Raw genomic sequence first — 16,481 nt, 5'->3', positions numbered from 1 at the left:
CCTTCGGGACAGGTCACCCGGGTGCGATCGAATCGGCGAAGCTGCGGAAGGCCGGCTCCCACACGTCGAGGGTCTTCGCGGGGCCGACGGCCTTGAAGAAGAAGGGATCTCCGGCGCCCTCGACGATCGCAGCGAGCAGCCGCGAGTCGGGCTCGTGGTAGCGCTCCGGCGAGCCGGGCGTCACCGCGGCGATGTTGGTGCCGACGATGTCGACGGTCGTCACCGTGAGGCTGCCGCGCACGCTGGTCTTCTGGTTGGCCTCCTCGACCGGGCTGCCGTCGGGCCTGGTGAACTGGGTCTTCCAGCGGTTGACGTTGGAGGCCGCATCGCCGCCGCCGCCGGCGAAGCGCGAGACCACCAGCGTGACCTCGCCGCCGGGCCCGGGGATCGTGAACTCGGCCAGGCGCATCGCGTTGGAGCCGGGCTTTCGCGTCCACTCACCGGGCACCTGGGCAGCGAGGCCCTCGATCGTCTCGGGGCGCAGCTGGCCGCTGGGTGTGATCGGTTGCGGGTTGATCGGGGCGCGCGTGGTGGCGCTGGCGCGCGGCTCACCCGGGGCGTGCGGGTTGCCGGTGATCGCTGGCGGCTTGGCCGACGACTCGGGCGGCGGCGGGGCCTTGCTGACGTCGCTCGCGGGGCCTGAATTGGATGCGCCCTGACAGGCGAGCGTGAACAGGGCGATGCAGGTGCAGAGCAGGCGCATGGTGGAGATCCTCGCGCGCGAGGATATCAGGCCGCAGCCGCGCCACAAGTCGCGACCTGCCCCCTCGCTGCGCGCGACAGAGCGTTCAGGCCCGGCCTTCGCGGCGTCGACACTCGTCGATCAGCGCCGGCAAGACCTGGTCGTTGGGACAGGCGCTCAGCAGCTCCGCCAGGGCCGCCGACGCGGCCGTAAATTCGCCGGCGCTCATGCTGGCGACCGCGGCCATGACCACCGCGCGAGTGGCTCGCTTGACCGCCCGCAGCTCGTGTGGCTCGCCGGCGAAGACCTCGTAGACATCGACCGGCTGGCGCCTGCCGGGGACCAGGTAGTCGCCGAGCGGCCTCGTGTCGGTCTGCAGCGAGGGCGGCAGCTGGGCCTGGACCGCGCCGCTGATCAGGAGGTCGGCGCCGAAGCGGCGGGTCAGGCGTTCGATGCGGGCCGCGATGTTGACGGAGTCGGAGACCACGGTGGACTCCATGCGTCCGGCGGCGCCGACGAGGCCGAGGGTGACGGGGCCGAGGTGGACACCGACGCCGACGCCCGCGCCGAGCTCGCGGCTGCGTTCGACGACGCCGAGGGCGGCCTGGACCGCGGCCGCGGGGGCGTCCGGGAACAGGGCCATGAGGCCGTCGCCGAGGTACTTGTCGACGACGCCGCCGTTGCCGTGGATCTCCGGCACGATCGCGGCGAAGTAGGTGTTGAGGAACTCGAAGGTGGCGGCCGGGCTCTGTTGTTCGGCGCGGCTGGTGAACGCGCGCAGGTCGACGAACACGACCGTCATCTCGCGCTGGATCTGGTCGCCGAGGTCGGCCTGGGTCGCGTCATCGCGGCCGAGCAGGGCCAGCAGGCGCTGCGGCACGAAGCGGGCGAAGGCCCCCATCAGCGCGGTCTGGCGGTGGTGCAGGCGGTGGTTGTCGAGCGCCACCGACGCGTTCTGACAAAACAGCTCGATCAGCCGCTGGTCCCACGCGCTCAGCTCGCCGAGCCCCTCCATGAACACGGCCGCCCACATCTCCTCGTCGCTGGCCAGCCCGAAGATGCCGAAGATGTTGTAGCTGCGCCGCAGCACCGGCTTGCGGGTGCAGAGCATCGTCGTGATGTCTTGCCACACCTCCTCCTCGACCACGTGGCTGACCGGGTGGCCGACGTGGGCCTGGAAGCGGCCGGTGCCGGCGACCACCGTCGGCGCGGCGGTTGCCATGTCGAGGCCGAGCTCACGGCCCTGGAAGAACATCGCGCTCTCTTGCGGGCTGACCAGCGCCGACAGCTGGGCGAGCACGCCGGTGATGAACTTGTCGACGGACTGCTGCTCGAACAGCGCCGCGCTGGCGTGGACGATCTGCTCGAGGCCGGCCTTGTGCGACTCGATCGTGCACAGGTCGCGGTACGATCGGACCGCGCCGATGACGGTGGTGGTCAGGCGCTGGGCCGTGATCTCCGTCTTGTCGCGGTAGTCGTTGATGTCGTAGTCGAACATCACCCGCTGCTCGGGCGCGTGGCCGGGCTGACCGGTGCGGAGGACGATGCGCACCCGCGAGTTGGCGAGCTCGCCGCGGATCCATCGCACCAGCTCGAGGCCGGCGTTCTCCGACTCCATCACCACGTCGAGCAGGATCATCGCGATGTCGAGGTGGGCCTGCAGGACCACGCGGGCGGCGGTCGCCGAGCTCACCGACAGGATCGCCAGGGGGTGGCCGTCGATGCGCAGGCCGCCGAGCGCGAGGCGGGTGATGTCGTGGATCTCGGGCTCGTCGTCGACGACCAGCAGCTTCCACACGCGCGCGCTGGCGGGCTCCGGCGCGCGGACCTCGTCGTCGGCGAAGACCAGCAGATCGGGGTCGCTCGTCGTCACGGGCGCTCCGGAGCTTGCGCGGCCAAGTCGACCTCGGCGCTCAAATTAGGGAGTTGGATCGTCACCGCGGTGCCCTGGCCAGGGCTCGACTCGACGGCGATCGATCCGCCGAGCAGGTCAGTGACGAGGTTGTGGACGATGTGCATGCCGAGTCCGCTGCCGCCGCGGCCGCGCTGGGTGGTGAAGAAGGGCTCGTAGATCCGCCGCAGCACCTGGGCATCCATGCCGGCGCCGTCGTCCCGGCAGATGAGCAGGGCCCCGCCGTCGCCCTGGCGGTCCACCGTCAGCGTGATCTGGCCAGGTCGCTCGCCCGGGAAGGCGTGCATCAGCGCGTTGTGGACCAGGTTGGTGCACACCTGGGAGATCGCCCCGACGAAGGTGGTGAGCTCGACGTCCTGCAGCACCTGGACGAGCACGCGGTGCGGCGTGCGGCGGTACATCGGCCCCAGGCTGGCGACCACCTCGCGCACGTAGGGCCCGAGCGCGACCTCGCGGCGGGCCTCGCTGGTCTGGTCGACGGCGATCTGTTTGAAGTTGCCGACCATACCGGCGGCGCGGCGGAGGTTGCCGAGGGTCATGCGCGCGGCCTCCTGGGCATGGATCAGCCCCTGCTGGAGGTCCTGACGGCGCAGCGTGCCGGCAGTGAAGGCTGCCTCGACCTCGTGCAGGCGGTCGGCGACCAGCGAGGCCGCGGTGACAGCGACGCCGAGCGGCGTGTTGATCTCGTGGGCGACGCCGGCCACCAGCCCGCCGAGCGCGGCGAGCTTGTCCTTGCGGATCAGCTCCTCGCGGGTCGCGTCGAGCACACGGTTGAGCTTGGCGACGTAGATGTCGGCGGTGCGGAACGAGGCCTCGAACGAGACCACGTCGATGCGCCGCACGATCGCCAGCGCCTGCTCGGCCGGCAGCTCCAAACGCGCGAGCAGGCGCGTCATCGCCTCGCGGAAGCTGAGGAAGCCGCGCAGCAGCGTCGACACGCTGAACTTCAGGTTCGAGCGGTTCGAGGTGACCACCTCGATAAAGGCCTCGCGCGGTCCGGTGTCGCCGGCGAAGATGTGGGCGCGGTAGAAGTGCAGGCACTGGGCGACCAGCCCCCGCGTCTCCGCGTATGGCCGCGAGGACAGGTCGGCATGCGACTCGGCGCGCACCCACGCGGTGCCGTCGTCGATGATCTCATCGGCGTGCTCTTCGAGCAGTCGATGGAGGGTCGTCAGCGCCGGATCCACGGGAGCGTCATGCTACGCCGGCCGCGAATACAACGACAAGGGCCGTGGGGCCTCAGAACGCCGCCTCGGGCACATCCATCAGCTCGAGCGTGCTCTGCTCCGCGAGCTTGCGCGCCAGGGTGACGCCGGGCAGCACGTTGCGCGCGTAGAATCGCACCGCCGCGAGCTTGCCGTCGTAGAAGTCGCGGTCGGCCTCGCTGGCGGTGGGGCGGGCAGCCGCGGCGACCACGGCCTGGCGCAGCAGCAGCCAGCCGATCACGACCTCGGCGGTGGCGAACAGGACGCGGTTGCCCTGCAGGCCGACGTGGTAGAGCGACTCGCCGAGCTTGGCGAGCATCGCCCCGTAGAGGCCCTGGAGATCGGCGAGGGCGCGTGAGAGGGCGGCGTGTTCGACGCCCAGCGGGCCCGCTGGGTCGACCTCGGCGAGGGTCGCCTGGGCCCGGCCGAACAGCGCGCGCAGGGTCTCCCCGCCGTCGCGGGCGACCTTGCGGAAGAACAGATCGAGCGCCTGGATGTGGGTCGTGCCCTCGTAGAGCGTGTCGATCTTCTGGTCGCGGATGTACTGCTCGATCGGATAGTCCTGCACGTAGCCGGATCCGCCGTAGCACTGCAGCGACGTCGCCAGCAGCTCGTACACCTTCTCCGAGCAGTAGCCCTTGACCAGCGGGAGCAGCAGGTCGTTGACGCGGTCGAGCTCGCCTGCGGCGACGTTGCCGTGGCCGCCGGCGAGGGTGACCTCGTCCTGGATCGACGCGGTGTACAGGCACAGCGCGCGCATGCCCTCGGCGAACGACTTCTGCAGCATCAACATGCGGCGAACATCGGGGTGCTGGATGATGCGCACGCGCGGGGCGGCCTTGTCTGTGGCCCGCAGCAGGTCGGCCCCCTGGACGCGGATCTTGGTGAACTCGAGGGCGTTGAGGTAGGCGGTCGACAGCGTCGCCATCGACTTGCAGCCGACGGCCATGCGCGCGTGCTCGATGACGTGGAACATCTGACGGATGCCCTCGTGCACGCCGCCGACCAGCAGACCGCGGGCCGGGCCGCGCTCGCCGAAGGTGAGCTCGCAGGTGGCCGAGCCCTTGAGGCCCATCTTGTGCTCGATGTTGGTGCAGTAGACGCCGTTGCGCGCGCCGAGGCTGCCGTCCTCGTTCACCCAGAACTTGGGCACGATGAACATCGACAGGCCCTTGGTGCCGGGGCCGTGGCCCTCGGGGCGGGCGAGGACCAGGTGGATGATGTTCTCGGTGCCGTCGAAGTCGCCGTTGGTGATGAAGCGCTTGACGCCCTCGATCTCGTAGAGGTCGCCGTCGACCTGACGGGCCTTGGTGCGACCGGCCCCGACGTCGCTGCCGGCGTCGGGTTCGGTGAGCACCATCGAGGCGCCCCAGTTGCGGTCGATCATCGGCCTCAGGAAGCGCCGCTTCTGCGCCTCGGTCCCGAGGTCCTCGATCACGCGGGCGATCACCGTGCCGAGCATGTAGAACGCCGCCGTCGCGTTGGCCGCGGCGCTCAGCTCGAAGCTGGACCACGCCACCACGGCCGGCGCACCGGTGCCGCCGACGCGCTCGGGCAGGCCGAGCAGGTGCCACTCGTTGTCGTGGTGCGCCTTGAGCGAGCGCCTGAGCGGCTCGGGGATCGCCACGTTGCCGTCGGCGTCGAGGGTCAGCGGGATGCGGTCGGACGCCACCCAGCTGGGCGCCAGCTCGCGGGCGCAGAACTCGTTGTAAGCCTCGAGCGTGGCCCGGGCGGTCTCGGCGTCCATCCCCGCGAACTCGCCCTTGCCGAGGATGCTCTCGTCGACCCGCAGCACTTCGAACAGGTTGAAGAAGATGTCGCGGAGGTTGCTCTTGTAGTGCTGGGCGTTGCTCACGAGGGCCTCGAACGTTGTTCACAGCGGGCGTAGGCCCGACACGGTGCCGCTCTTTTTTCCGAATTTCGCCAGGCTTGTCAATGTCTGTGTGCAGGTCGCGGGCTCCCCACATGGGCCGCAGGAGCCGCAGGGGCCGCCGGCTCCCCGGTTTGTCGCCACGGACCGGCGTTTCGCAGTACGCTGGCGGCCATCTCATGTGTCGGATCTTCGGATTTCGCTCGGTGATGCAGAGCCAGGTGCACCGCAGCCTCGTGAGCGCTGACAACGCCTTCATGCGGCAGAGCGAGCGGCACCCCGACGGCTGGGGCGTCGCCTACTACGTGGCCCAGGCTCCGCACGTGATCAAGGGCGCCTCGGCGGCCTTCGGCGACCAGCTGTTCAAGCACGTGTCGGGCATCGTCACCTCGGAGACCGTGCTGGCGCACCTGCGCAAGGCCACCCAGGGCGAGCTCTCGCCGATCAACACCCACCCGTTCCAGTACGGGCACTGGGTGTTCGCCCACAACGGCAACATCGAGGGCTTCGCCGACGTGCGCGACGACCTGCTCGCACGCATCCCCCCGGTGCTGCGCCGCTTCATCCTCGGCACCACCGACAGCGAGGTCATCTTCTACCTCGTCCTCGGCAAGATGGCGCAGCGCTGCGAGCTGCACCGCCCCGGCTTCCCGCTGGCCGCGATCGCCGAGTCCGTGCGCGAGGCGGTCGCCGAGATCTCCACGCTCGTCGGTCCGCTCTGTGAGGACAACGCCGGCCCGCCGCACCGCACCTACCTCTCCTTTGTCCTCACCAACGGCCTAGCGATGCTCGCGCACCAGGGCGGCAAGGAGCTCCACGTCAGCACCCACAAGCGCCGCTGCCCCGACCGCGACACCTGCCCGCACTTCGCCCCGGAGTGCGAGCGCGCCGCCGAGAACGGCTTCGTCAGCCACCTCGTCCTCTCCAGCGAACCACTCGACGGCGACAATGTCTGGGAGGAGCTGCGCCCGCACGAGATGATCGGCGTCGACGCGCGCATGCAGGTCCAGCGCTTCCCACCGCCCGCGCCCGGGAGCGCCACATGACGCGCCAGATCCGGCCTTGCCTGGGGCCTTGCCTGGGTGCGGCGATGCTGCTGGCGGCCTGCCGCGACCAGCCGCTCGAGTCGCGGCGGGCCGATGTCGAGGAGCTCTGCGCCGACTATTGTCCGCGGCGGGTCACCTGCGTACCAGACGGCTACGCAGCGGGCGACCCCGCCGAGTGCGAGCGCAAGTGCCGGGCCGACGAGCGTCCGCTCGAGGACAGCGCCTGCGGCGAGGCGTCCTTGGCGGCGCTCGAGTGCCTCAGCGCGGTCGCGTGCGACGAGCTTGCGGCGGCGGTCGCCGGGATCGCGGGGCCGGGCGACAGCGCCTGCTTCGCGGAGCTGCGCGAGCAGCAGGACCGCTGCGACCTCACGCCCCAGTACTGAGCTACGTGCTGGGGCCCGCGTTGAGGCGAGCCAGGAAGGCGTCGGCCATCGACTGCACGTCGGCGCCGCTGAGCCGCTCCTCGCGGGCGATCTCGTAGACGTGGAGGTCGGGCGCGGACAGCTCCTCGATGAAGCGGCTCGGCTTGCGCGGGACCTCGGCGCCGCGCTCGAGGCGCATGGCGGCGCGGGTGATGTAGAGCTGGTCGCGGGCCCGCGTGATCGCCACGTAGAACAGGCGCCGCTCCTCCTCGATGTCGCCGGCGATCGCGTCGCTGATCCGCGGCGCCGCGACGCGCTTGTGCGGCATCGTGCCCTCCTCGCAGCCGATGATGAACACGTGCGGCCACTCGAGACCCTTCGCGCTGTGCATCGTCGCCAGGGTCACCTGGCCGCGTCCGCCGGCCTCGGGCTCGTCCTGCTTGTTGTCCTGGTTCATCGCCTGGAAGAACTCCTGCCAGCGCGTCCGTCCGCCTTTGTTGCGGGCGCGCTGCTCGAAGCGCCCGAGGCTCTCGTACATCCACTCGACGCTGTCCCAGCGGGCCGCCGCCGCCTCGCTGCCGCCACCCTCGCGCAGCATCGCCTCCTTGAGCCCGACCGCGTCGACCAGGCTGCGCAGCGCCCCGAGCCCCGAGCCGCTGGCGTAGAAGTGGGCCTGCGCGCGCTTGATCTGGGCCGAGAACTGGGCGATCGCCGGGGCCGCCCGCGCGGGCAGCTCGGGGATCTCGGCGCTGCGGTGCATCGCCTCCATCAGCGAGACATTGTGGTGGCGGGCGAAGTCCGTCAGTCGCTCGAGGCTCTTGAGCCCGACCCCGCGCGACGGCACGTCGACGGCGCGGCGGGCCGCCAGGTCGTCCTGTGGTGCGACGATCATCTTGAAGTAGGCGAGGACATCCTTGACCTGCTTCTTGTCGTAGACGGCCTGTCCGCCGAGCACGCGGTAGGAGATCCCATGCTCCTGCAGCAGCGCCTCGACCGGGTCGCACTGGCGCGACGATCGGTAGAGCACCGCGATGTCCTCGGGCCGCACGCCGCCCTCGTGGATCAGCCGGTAGATCTTCTTGCCGACCCAGCGGTTCTCCTGGTCGCCCTCGGAGGCGACCACCAGCTGCACCTTCTCGCCGCCGCGCCGCTGTGGGATCAGCTTCTTGTCGTGGCGCGTGCGGTTGTTGCCGATCAGCTCGTTGGCGCAGCGGAGGATCGGCGCGAAGGAGCGGTAGTTCTGCTCGAGCTTGATCGTCACCGCCTTCGGGAAGTACAGATCGAAGCCGAGGATGTTGGCCACCTTGGCGCCGCGCCAGCCGTAGATCGCCTGGTCGTCGTCGCCGACCACGCACAGGTTCTCGCGCGCGCCCGCCAGCCGACGCACCATCTCGAACTGGGCCCGGTTGGTGTCCTGATACTCGTCGACCATCACGTACGCGAACTTGGCCTGCCAGTAGGCCCGCGCCTGCGCGTCGGCCTCGAGCACGTGGGCCACCCGGCAGATCAGGTCGTCGAAGTCGACCGAGCCGAGGGTCTTCAGGCGGTCCTCGTAGGGCGCGTAGACCTCGGCCGCGACCTCGTCGTAGTCGCTCTCGTGGTCGAGCTCCAGCGACGCGGCCGGGGTGATGAACTCGTTCTTCCACAGCGAGATGCGCTGTACGATCGCCCCGAGGTCGAAGCGTCGGTCGGCGCCCGCTCCGTGGTGCCCGAGCTCGCGCAGCACCCCGCGGACCACCCCGTACACGTCGCCCTGGTCGAGGATCGAGAAGCGCTTCGGCACGCCGAAGGGGTCCGGCTGCTCGCGCATCATCGCCGCCCCGAGGCTGTGGAAGGTGCCCAGCACCAGCGCGTCCGCGGCCTTGCCGACCATCCGGTGCAGCCGCTCGCGCATCTCGTCGGCCGCCTTGTTGGTGAAGCTCAGCGCCACGATGCTCTCCGCCGGCACCCCGCGCTCGAGCAAGTACACGACCCGGTGGGTGATGACGCGGGTCTTGCCCGAGCCGGCGCCCGCGAGCACGAGCAGCGGCCCCGCGGTGCAGGTGACGGCCTTGCGCTGATCCGGGTTGAGGCCGCTGAGATCCATCCGTGGCAGGCGCTCCTTGTAGGACCACACGCACCGCGCCGACAAGCCTTGAATGCCGCGAGCGGGTGTGCCTAAGGTCCCCGCGTGGACGCGTCGGCGTCGCCGCTGGAGGTTGTACAGCTCGAGGTCGGGCTGTTGCAGAATTTCTGCGAGGTCATCGGCTGCCCACGCACCGGTGAGGCGGCGCTCGTCGACCCCGCCTTCGAGGTCGACCGCCTGCTGCGCGAGGCGACCCGCCGCGGCTGGCGCGTCACGACGATCTTCCTCACGCACACGCACGACGATCACGTCGCCGGGCTCGACGAGGCCGCCGAGCTCACCGGTGCGACGGTCCGCTGTCACCCGCTCGAGTTGGCAGCGGCGCGCGTTCACGCGCCCCATGTCCTTGCGGTCACCGACGACGAGTGGGTCCCCCTCGGCGCCGCCGCGGTGCGGGCGATCTACGCCCCGGGGCACACGCCGGGCTGCGTGTGCTGGTTCGTCCCGGAGCCCGCCGCCGTGATCACCGGCGACGTGCTCTTCGTCGGCTCGTGCGGCAGCGCGGCCGATCCGCGGGCGATGCTCGACACCCTGCAGCGCCGCCTCGGCGGCCTGCCCGAGCACGCCCGCCTCTACCCCGGCCACGACTACGGCAAGACGCCGACCAGCACCCTGGCCTGGGAGTTCGCCCACAACCCGGCGTTGCGGGCCGACACTCTCGCCAGTTTCTGCGCTTACAAGCAGATCCCCGCGCCGCGCTGATCGCCGCTCACCACTGCCGACGCTGCCGCGGCTGCTTCGGCGGCGGCACATAGCCCCTCGCCAACACGAGGTCGAAGGCCATGCCGAGGTTGATCATGAAGCTGATGAGCACGCGCCGCTCGGAGGCCTGCTCGGTGACCGTCTGACGGTGCGAGCTCGGCCCGACCACCAGCCCGGCCCACGCCTCGATCGCCGTGCGCGCCGAGACGTACTTGTGCAGGCCGCCGCTGATCATGCCCGCGTGCAGGCCGTAGTCGTCGCGCGCGACCTGCTTGTTGTAGAAGGGCGGCACGTAGGTGCTCGGGCCAAACGCGGGCAGCAGCATGTACTCGCCGCGGATGAAGGCCAGCCGCGAGTAGGCCCCGAGCCCGAGACCCGCGCCGGCCAGGCCGCTGTGCACCGCGTAGGGCCGCGGCCGCACGTTGCCGACCATGATCCCGCGGGCGTGCAGGTACAGCGCCTTGAACAGCTGCGCGCGCAGCTCGATCGTCGCGCCCGCCCCGAGGAAGTTGCCGCGGTGCTGACACTGGTCATACCCGTCACCGCTCTGGCAGTCGCCCTCACCGACCGCGTGCGGCCCGAGCACGAGGCCGGCGCTCAGCTGCAGCCGCGGTCGCGGCGGGGAGATCTCAGACGCGGCGCTCGTCGGCGGGCCAATCGGCGCTGGCGGCAGGCTCGCCACGGGAGCGGGCTCGACCTGAACAGCGACCGGGGCGGGCGCCGGGGTCGGCGCCTCCACGGCGGGCGCCTCGACCTCGATCAGCGTCGGCGCCCGCTCGTTCGCGGCGGGCTCATTCGTCGCCGACGCGGGCACCGGCACCGGCGCGACCTCTGCCGGCACCTGGGCGCGGGCGAGGGCAGGGGCCGCCAGCGACGCGGCGAGGGCGAGCTCCGGGACGACGCGACGCATGGTCTCATGGTGCCCAACGCGGGCGAAGCTGGCCAGCCCTGGCGCCCATCAGGCCCGGGAATGTGCGCGGCTTTTCGCGTGTTGCGAGGGCTCCGGCAGCCCGCGCAGGGACCTTGCCGCTCCGGGTCCGATGCAGGTCCGGTCGATCACCTCGGCATTGGTCACCAGCGATCACGTTCCGTCGGCCTCGTGTCACTCGCCACGCGCGGTCATCGATCTTGATCTCGTGGCATCGGCTTGAGTAAGAAGAAAATCCCTAAATTGCGGACCCTGACGCTGGCTGGGTCATTCTTCGTCCGCTCGCTCATGGCGCGCTTTTAGTCCGAGAACTCCACATTGCACCGCCCGTGATCCGCTCGAGATCACGCAGGCCTGTTTCTCTGTGCGCCCTTGTCGATGCGCCCTGACCCGACCGTTCGCCCGTCCGGCGGAGACCCCATGAAGCACCTCGCCCTCGTCCCCTCGCTCATCGCCTCGCTGCTCGCGCTGCCGTCTTGCGACGCGCCGCTCCAGGACTCGTACGCGCTCGACAGCACGACCTCCCTGCCCGAGGGCGTGGCCTTCGACAACGTCACGCACACCTTCTTCGCCACCGCCGTCAACGGCGCCCAGATCACCCGCATCACGCCGCTCGGCCAGGAGATCGTGTTCCACAGCGACGTCAACACGAAGCTCTCCTTCAGCGGCGCCCACGTCGACGAGGAGCGCCGGCGCCTGTGGGTCTGCGTCGTCGACGTGAAGACCAACAGCTCCCCCACCTCCGAGGTCTGGGCCTTCAACATCGAGAACAAGCAGCGGACCCACCGCATCGCCCTGCCGACCGTGTCCTTCTGCAACGACCTCGTCGCCGACGATGACGGCGCGGTCTATGCCACCGACTCGGCCAACCCCAACATCTATCGCATCGACCCGAGGACCCAGAGCTTCTCCGTCTTCCTCTCCGCGCCGGAGTTCACACCCGTCGCTCCCGGCACCGTGGCGCTCAACGGCCTCGATCTCTCGCCCGACGGAGAGCGCCTGCTCGTCGTCACCACCATCCCCGCCGCGCTCTACAGCATCCCGGTCGCCGACCCGCAGGCCTTCGTCCCGGTTCGGACCACCGGCGACGTGTTCGCGATGCCAGGCGACCCGCGCTTCCCCGGCCCCGACGGCATCGAGTTCCTCGACGAGACGCTCTACGTCGCCTACGACGGCGGCGTGCAGCAGCTCGCCTTCCGGGACGCCGACTACACGCACGCCGCCGTCGCCACCACCACCTCGGTGCCGACCGGCCTGACCAGCCTCACGGTCGCCGAGGGCCAGCTCTACGCCATCGACAGCGAGGTCTTCCGCGCCCTCTACCTGTTTCTGCCGCCCGAGCTGCCCTTCAGCATCCTCCGCGTTGACACCGGCTTGTTCGACCGCTAGCCCGACCGCGAGCCAGCGGCCCCGCGCGGTCAGCCGACCGTGTTACGATCGGCGGCCGCGATGCCGCAGACCCTCCGCTTCCACCTCAACGACCGGCTCATCGAGGACGAGCGCGCACAACCGACGACCACGCTGCTCGCGTACCTCCGCGAGCAGCTCCACCTCACAGGCACCAAGGAGGGCTGCGCCGAGGGCGACTGCGGCGCATGCTCGGTCGTGGTCCTCGACGCCGAGGCCGCGGGCGGTCCCACCTACCGGGCCATCAACGCCTGCCTCGTGCTCCTGCCGATGGTCCAGGGCCGACGCGTGTACACCGTCGAGGGCCTGCGCCAGGACGGCGCCCTGCATCCGGTGCAAGAGGCGATGGTCCGCGAGCTCGGCTCGCAGTGCGGCTACTGCACCCCCGGCGTCGTGATGTCGCTGTTCGAAGCCTGCTACCGCCGCGACCTCCGCGAGCCGTGGCAGCTCGACGACCAGCTGTGCGGCAACCTGTGCCGCTGCACCGGCTACCGACCGATCCGCGACGCCGCCCGCTCGGTCGCCGCCAGCTGCCCGCAGGACTCGTTTCACGCCCGGCTCGCGGCCCCGGCCGACAGCATCGCGTTCACGCGCGAGTCCGCCGGCCGCATCTACGCCACGCCGACCAGCTTCACCGAGCTGTGGTCTCACCTCGCCGCGCATCCGCAGGCCCGACTGATCTGCGGCGGCACCGACCTCTCGCTGCTGATCACCAAGCGCTTCCAGGACCTGCCGGAGCTCGTCTCGCTCGAGGGCCTCGCCGATCTCCGCGGCATCTCGCGTATCACCGATGGTTTCGCCGGCTGGCGCATCGGCGCGACCACCAACCTCGCCGAGCTCGAGGCCGCGTGCCTCGCCGACTTGGCCGCCTACACCCCGCTGCTGCGGATGCTGCGCTACTTCGCCTCGCGCCAGATCAAGAACCGCGCGACCGTCGGCGGCAACCTGTGCAACGCCTCGCCGATCGGCGACCTCGCGCCGGTGCTGATCAGCCTCGGCGCCGTGGCCGAGCTCCGCTCCGCCGCTGGCTCGCGCCGCGTCGCCCTCGATGAGTTCTTCCTCGCCTACCGCAAGACGGCGCTGCAGGCGGGCGAGATCCTCGCCGCCATCGAATTGCCCGAGCTCCCAGCCAACGCCCGCGTCGCCGCCTACAAGGTGTCGAAGCGGCGCGAGCTCGACATCAGCACCGTCGCCGCCGGCTGCTACGTCGAGCTCGACGCGGCCGACCGCGTGGCCCAGATCCGCCTCGCCTACGGCGGCATGGCGGCGACCCCGGCGCGCGCGCGCAACCTCGAGGCCGCCCTGCTCGGGCGCAGCTGGTCGCTCGCCCAGGTCGAGGCCGCCTTGCCCGCGCTCGCCCACGACTTCCGGCCGCTCGATGACCTCCGCGGCTCCGCCTGGTATCGCGGCCTCCTCGCCGAGAACCTGATCCGCGGCTTCGTGCTCGAGACCCAGCACGAGGCCCGTCCCAACCTGTCCCAAAGACCATCCGCCACCGTGCACCTGGAGGTCGTGCCGTGACGCTGCATCAACCGTCCCACCACGAGAGCGCCCACGGCCATGTCTCGGGCGCCGCGCGCTACGTCGACGACCTCCCGCGCCCGCCGGGCCTGCTCGTCGGCCTCCCGGTCGGCTCGCCGATCGCCTGCGGGCGCCTGCTCGCGGTCGGCCGCGCCGCCGCGCTCGCGCTGCCCGGCGTGCACGCGGTGCTGCTCGCCAGCGACATCCCCGGCCACAACCGCATCGGCCCGATCGTCCACGACGAGCCGCTGCTCGCCGACGGCCCGCTCCACGCGGTCGGCCAGCTCGTCGCGCTCGTCGTCGGCGAGTCGCTGGCGGTCTGCCGCGCCGCCGCCCAGAAGCTCGAGATCTCCGTCGAGGAGGCCCCGCCGATCCTCTCTATCGCCGACGCGATCGCGGCCAGCTCCTACCTCGGCACGCCGCACCGTATGCGCCGCGGTGACGTCGAGGCCGCCCTCGCCAGCGCCGCGCTGCGCCTCGATGGCGAGCTGCGCAGCGGCGGCCAGGACCACTTCTACCTCGAGACCCAGGCAGCGCTGGCGATCCCCGGCGAGGACGGCAGCCTCGAGATCCAGTCGTCCACCCAGCACCCCAGCGAGATCCAGAGCGCCGCCGCGGAGATCCTCGCCTGCGACCGCAGCCGCATCGTCGTCCAGGTCCCGCGCATGGGCGGTGGGTTCGGCGGCAAGGAGTCGCAAGCCACCCACTTCGCCGTGCTCGCCGCCCTCGCCGCCCGCGCCCTCGCTCGCCCCGTCAAGGTCTGGCTCAATCGCGACCAGGACATGCAGATGACCGGCAAGCGCCACCCCTTCTGGTCGCGCTACCGGGCCGGCTTCACCGCCGACGGCCGCATCACCGCGCTCGAGGTCTTCATCTTCGCCGACGGCGGCTGGAGCATCGACCTCACCCCGGCGATCCTCGACCGCGCGCTGTTCCACCTCGACAACAGCTACTACATCCCGAACCTCGCCTTCGAGGGCCGGGCCGTGCGCACCAATACCGCCTCCAACACCGCGTTTCGCGGGTTCGGTGGCCCGCAGGGCATGCTCGTGATCGAGGACGCGATGTCCCGCGCCGCCGAGCGCCTCGGCATCGACCCGGCCGAGCTGCGCCGCCGCAACTACTACGGCCCCGACGCGGAGGGCGCCGCCGCCGTCATCCTGCCCGAGGGTCCGCTCGAGCCCGCCGTGCTGCCGCTGCTGCGTCAGCGCCGACTCACTCCGTATTATCAAGACATCGACGACTGCCGCCTCCCGCGGATCCACGCCGAGCTGCTGCGCGACGCCGACTACGCCGCCCGCCGGGCCGAGATCGACGCGTTCAACGCCCGCTCGCCGCTGGTCAAGCGCGGCCTCGGCTTCATGCCGATCAAGTTCGGCATCTCGTTCACCAACTCGGTGCTCAACCAGGCCGGCGCGCTGGTGCTGGTGTACACGGACGGCAGCGTCCAGCTCAACCATGGCGGCACCGAGATGGGCCAGGGCCTGCACAGCAAGATGCTGGCGATCTGCGCCCACGAGCTCGGCGTGCGCGAGCCGCAGATCCGCGTCATGCCCACGGCCACAGACAAGGTCCCCAACACCTCGGCCACCGCGGCCTCGAGCGGCTCGGACCTCAACGGCGCCGCGGTCCAGCTCGCCTGCGCGGAGATCCGCGAGCGCCTCCGGCCCCTCGCGGCCGAACTCATCGGCGCCAGCGACCCCGCCCGCGTCTGCTTCGCCGAGGGCCGCGTGTTCGAACCCGGCGGCCGCGAGACCAGCTTCGCCGAGCTCACCCGCGCCGCCTGGGCCCGCCGCATCGCCCTCAGCGCGACCGGCTACTACGCCACGCCGGGCATCGTCTACGACCGCGAGGCCGGACGCGGCAAGCCCTTCCATTACTTTGCCTACGGCGCCGCGCTCACCGAGGTCGAGGTCTCCGGCCTCACCGGCGAGCACCGCGTGCTGCGCGTCGACATCCTGCACGACGTCGGCCACTCGCTGCTGCCGAGCATCGACCGCGGCCAGATCGAGGGCGGCTACATTCAGGGCCTCGGCTGGCTCACCAGCGAGGAGCTCGTCTGGGACCGCCGCGGCCAGCTGCTCACCCACGGCCCCTCGACCTACAAGATCCCCGCCGTCGGCGACGCCCCCGAGGATTTCCGCGTCGCCCTGCTCACCAGCGCCGCGCAGGACAGCGTGGTCCACGGCAGCAAGGCCGTCGGCGAGCCGCCGCTGATGCTGGCGATCTCCGTGATCGCCGCGCTGCGCCACGCGATCGCCGGCTTCGGCGCGTCTGGCCTCACGTCTGGCCTCGCATCTGGCCTCGCATCTGGCCTCGAGCCCCACCTCGCCATCCCTTGCACGCCCGAGGCGATCCTGCGCGGCATCGAGGACATGCGGACCCGCGCCCGCGCCCAGATCATCAGCGCCGCGGAGTAGCGGCCCCGCTGTTGCTCGTGAGATCCTCCCGCGATCTCCAGAGGACCGCGATGACCACCGATACCTTCGTCTTCAACCCCTACGCGCCCAGCTACGACGCCGACCCAACACCCGTGTATCGCCATCTGCTCGCGCACGCCCCCGTGTATTGGTGGGAGCGCGGCCGGGCGTTCCTCGTCAGCAAGCACGCGGACGTGGTCGCCATGATGAAGGACCCTCGCTTCTCACGCTCGGCGCGCGACGGCCAGTTCTAGCCGATCCCCGATCTGCCGGAATACAGCCTGTATCGCCGCATCTCGGA

13 protein-coding genes are annotated in these 16,481 nt (G+C 70.9%); 7 read left to right on the top strand and 6 right to left on the bottom strand.

Annotation, left to right across the window (positions count from 1 at the left end; translation table 11 throughout):
• Nucleotides 1-13: 13 nt before the first annotated feature.
• The 4 genes from IPJ59_RS05285 to IPJ59_RS05270 form a co-directional block, all read right to left on the bottom strand.
• Nucleotides 14-703 (bottom strand): hypothetical protein, encoded by a 690-nt coding sequence (locus IPJ59_RS05285; RefSeq protein WP_293270018.1) that lies wholly within the window; start codon nt 701-703, stop codon nt 14-16.
• 85 nt (nt 704-788) lie between these two features.
• Nucleotides 789-2,555 (bottom strand): DUF3369 domain-containing protein, encoded by a 1,767-nt coding sequence (locus IPJ59_RS05280; RefSeq protein WP_293249471.1) that lies wholly within the window; start codon nt 2,553-2,555, stop codon nt 789-791.
• Entirely contained in the window at nt 2,552-3,781 is a 1,230-nt protein-coding gene (locus IPJ59_RS05275) for a sensor histidine kinase (protein WP_293249474.1), read from the bottom strand. Before IPJ59_RS05275 ends, IPJ59_RS05280 begins: the two co-directional genes overlap by 4 nt.
• 52 nt (nt 3,782-3,833) lie before the next feature.
• Nucleotides 3,834-5,654 carry an acyl-CoA dehydrogenase gene (locus IPJ59_RS05270; RefSeq protein WP_293270017.1) on the bottom strand — a complete coding sequence of 607 codons (1,821 nt, stop codon included), beginning with the start codon at nt 5,652-5,654 and terminating at the stop codon, nt 3,834-3,836.
• A gap of 194 nt (nt 5,655-5,848) precedes the next feature.
• On the opposite strand from IPJ59_RS05270, the gene IPJ59_RS05265 reads away from it, so the two are divergent.
• Together IPJ59_RS05265 and IPJ59_RS05260 are read left to right on the top strand one after the other, a co-directional pair.
• Nucleotides 5,849-6,715, top strand: coding sequence for a class II glutamine amidotransferase (locus tag IPJ59_RS05265; RefSeq protein ID WP_293249480.1), 867 nt, complete (start codon nt 5,849-5,851; stop codon nt 6,713-6,715).
• A gap of 44 nt (nt 6,716-6,759) precedes the next feature.
• A complete protein-coding gene (locus tag IPJ59_RS05260; protein WP_293270015.1) occupies nt 6,760-7,098 on the top strand; it encodes a hypothetical protein in 339 nt (112 codons plus the stop codon).
• 1 nt (nt 7,099) lies between these two features.
• On the opposite strand, the gene IPJ59_RS05255 is transcribed toward IPJ59_RS05260, so the two are convergent.
• On the bottom strand, nt 7,100-9,163 hold the full coding sequence (locus IPJ59_RS05255) for an ATP-dependent helicase (RefSeq protein WP_293270013.1): 2,064 nt from the start codon (nt 9,161-9,163) through the stop codon (nt 7,100-7,102).
• A gap of 84 nt (nt 9,164-9,247) precedes the next feature.
• On the opposite strand from IPJ59_RS05255, the gene IPJ59_RS05250 reads away from it, so the two are divergent.
• A complete protein-coding gene (locus IPJ59_RS05250; RefSeq protein WP_293249488.1) occupies nt 9,248-9,904 on the top strand; it encodes an MBL fold metallo-hydrolase in 657 nt (218 codons plus the stop codon).
• Between the two features lie 7 nt (nt 9,905-9,911).
• Here IPJ59_RS05250 and IPJ59_RS05245 read toward each other — a convergent pair whose 3' ends face one another.
• Nucleotides 9,912-10,814, bottom strand: a complete 903-nt coding sequence (locus IPJ59_RS05245; protein WP_293249491.1) for a hypothetical protein — start codon at nt 10,812-10,814, stop codon at nt 9,912-9,914.
• Nucleotides 10,815-11,252: 438 nt separating this feature from the next.
• Here IPJ59_RS05245 and IPJ59_RS05240 point away from each other — a divergent pair, with 438 nt between their 5' ends.
• Genes IPJ59_RS05240 through IPJ59_RS05225 form a run of 4 tightly spaced genes read left to right on the top strand, consistent with a single transcriptional unit; the run spans nt 11,253 to nt 16,434 of the window.
• Nucleotides 11,253-12,221, top strand: coding sequence for an SMP-30/gluconolactonase/LRE family protein (locus IPJ59_RS05240; protein WP_293249494.1), 969 nt, complete (start codon nt 11,253-11,255; stop codon nt 12,219-12,221).
• 60 nt (nt 12,222-12,281) lie between these two features.
• Complete coding sequence (xdhA, locus tag IPJ59_RS05235; protein WP_293249497.1) at nt 12,282-13,760, top strand: xanthine dehydrogenase small subunit; 1,479 nt, start codon at nt 12,282-12,284, stop codon at nt 13,758-13,760.
• A complete protein-coding gene (gene xdhB / locus IPJ59_RS05230) occupies nt 13,757-16,180 on the top strand; it encodes a xanthine dehydrogenase molybdopterin binding subunit (protein ID WP_293270011.1) in 2,424 nt (807 codons plus the stop codon). The genes xdhA and xdhB overlap by 4 nt, the downstream gene beginning before the upstream one ends.
• A gap of 50 nt (nt 16,181-16,230) precedes the next feature.
• A complete protein-coding gene (locus IPJ59_RS05225; protein ID WP_293270009.1) occupies nt 16,231-16,434 on the top strand; it encodes a hypothetical protein in 204 nt (67 codons plus the stop codon).
• The last annotated feature ends 47 nt before the right edge of the window (nt 16,435-16,481 follow it).

Origin of the sequence: Nannocystis sp., assembly GCF_016714285.1 — a bacterium.
GTDB lineage: Bacteria > Myxococcota_A > Polyangia > Nannocystales > Nannocystaceae > Nannocystis.
This window is presented reverse-complemented; position numbering and strand designations above follow the sequence as displayed.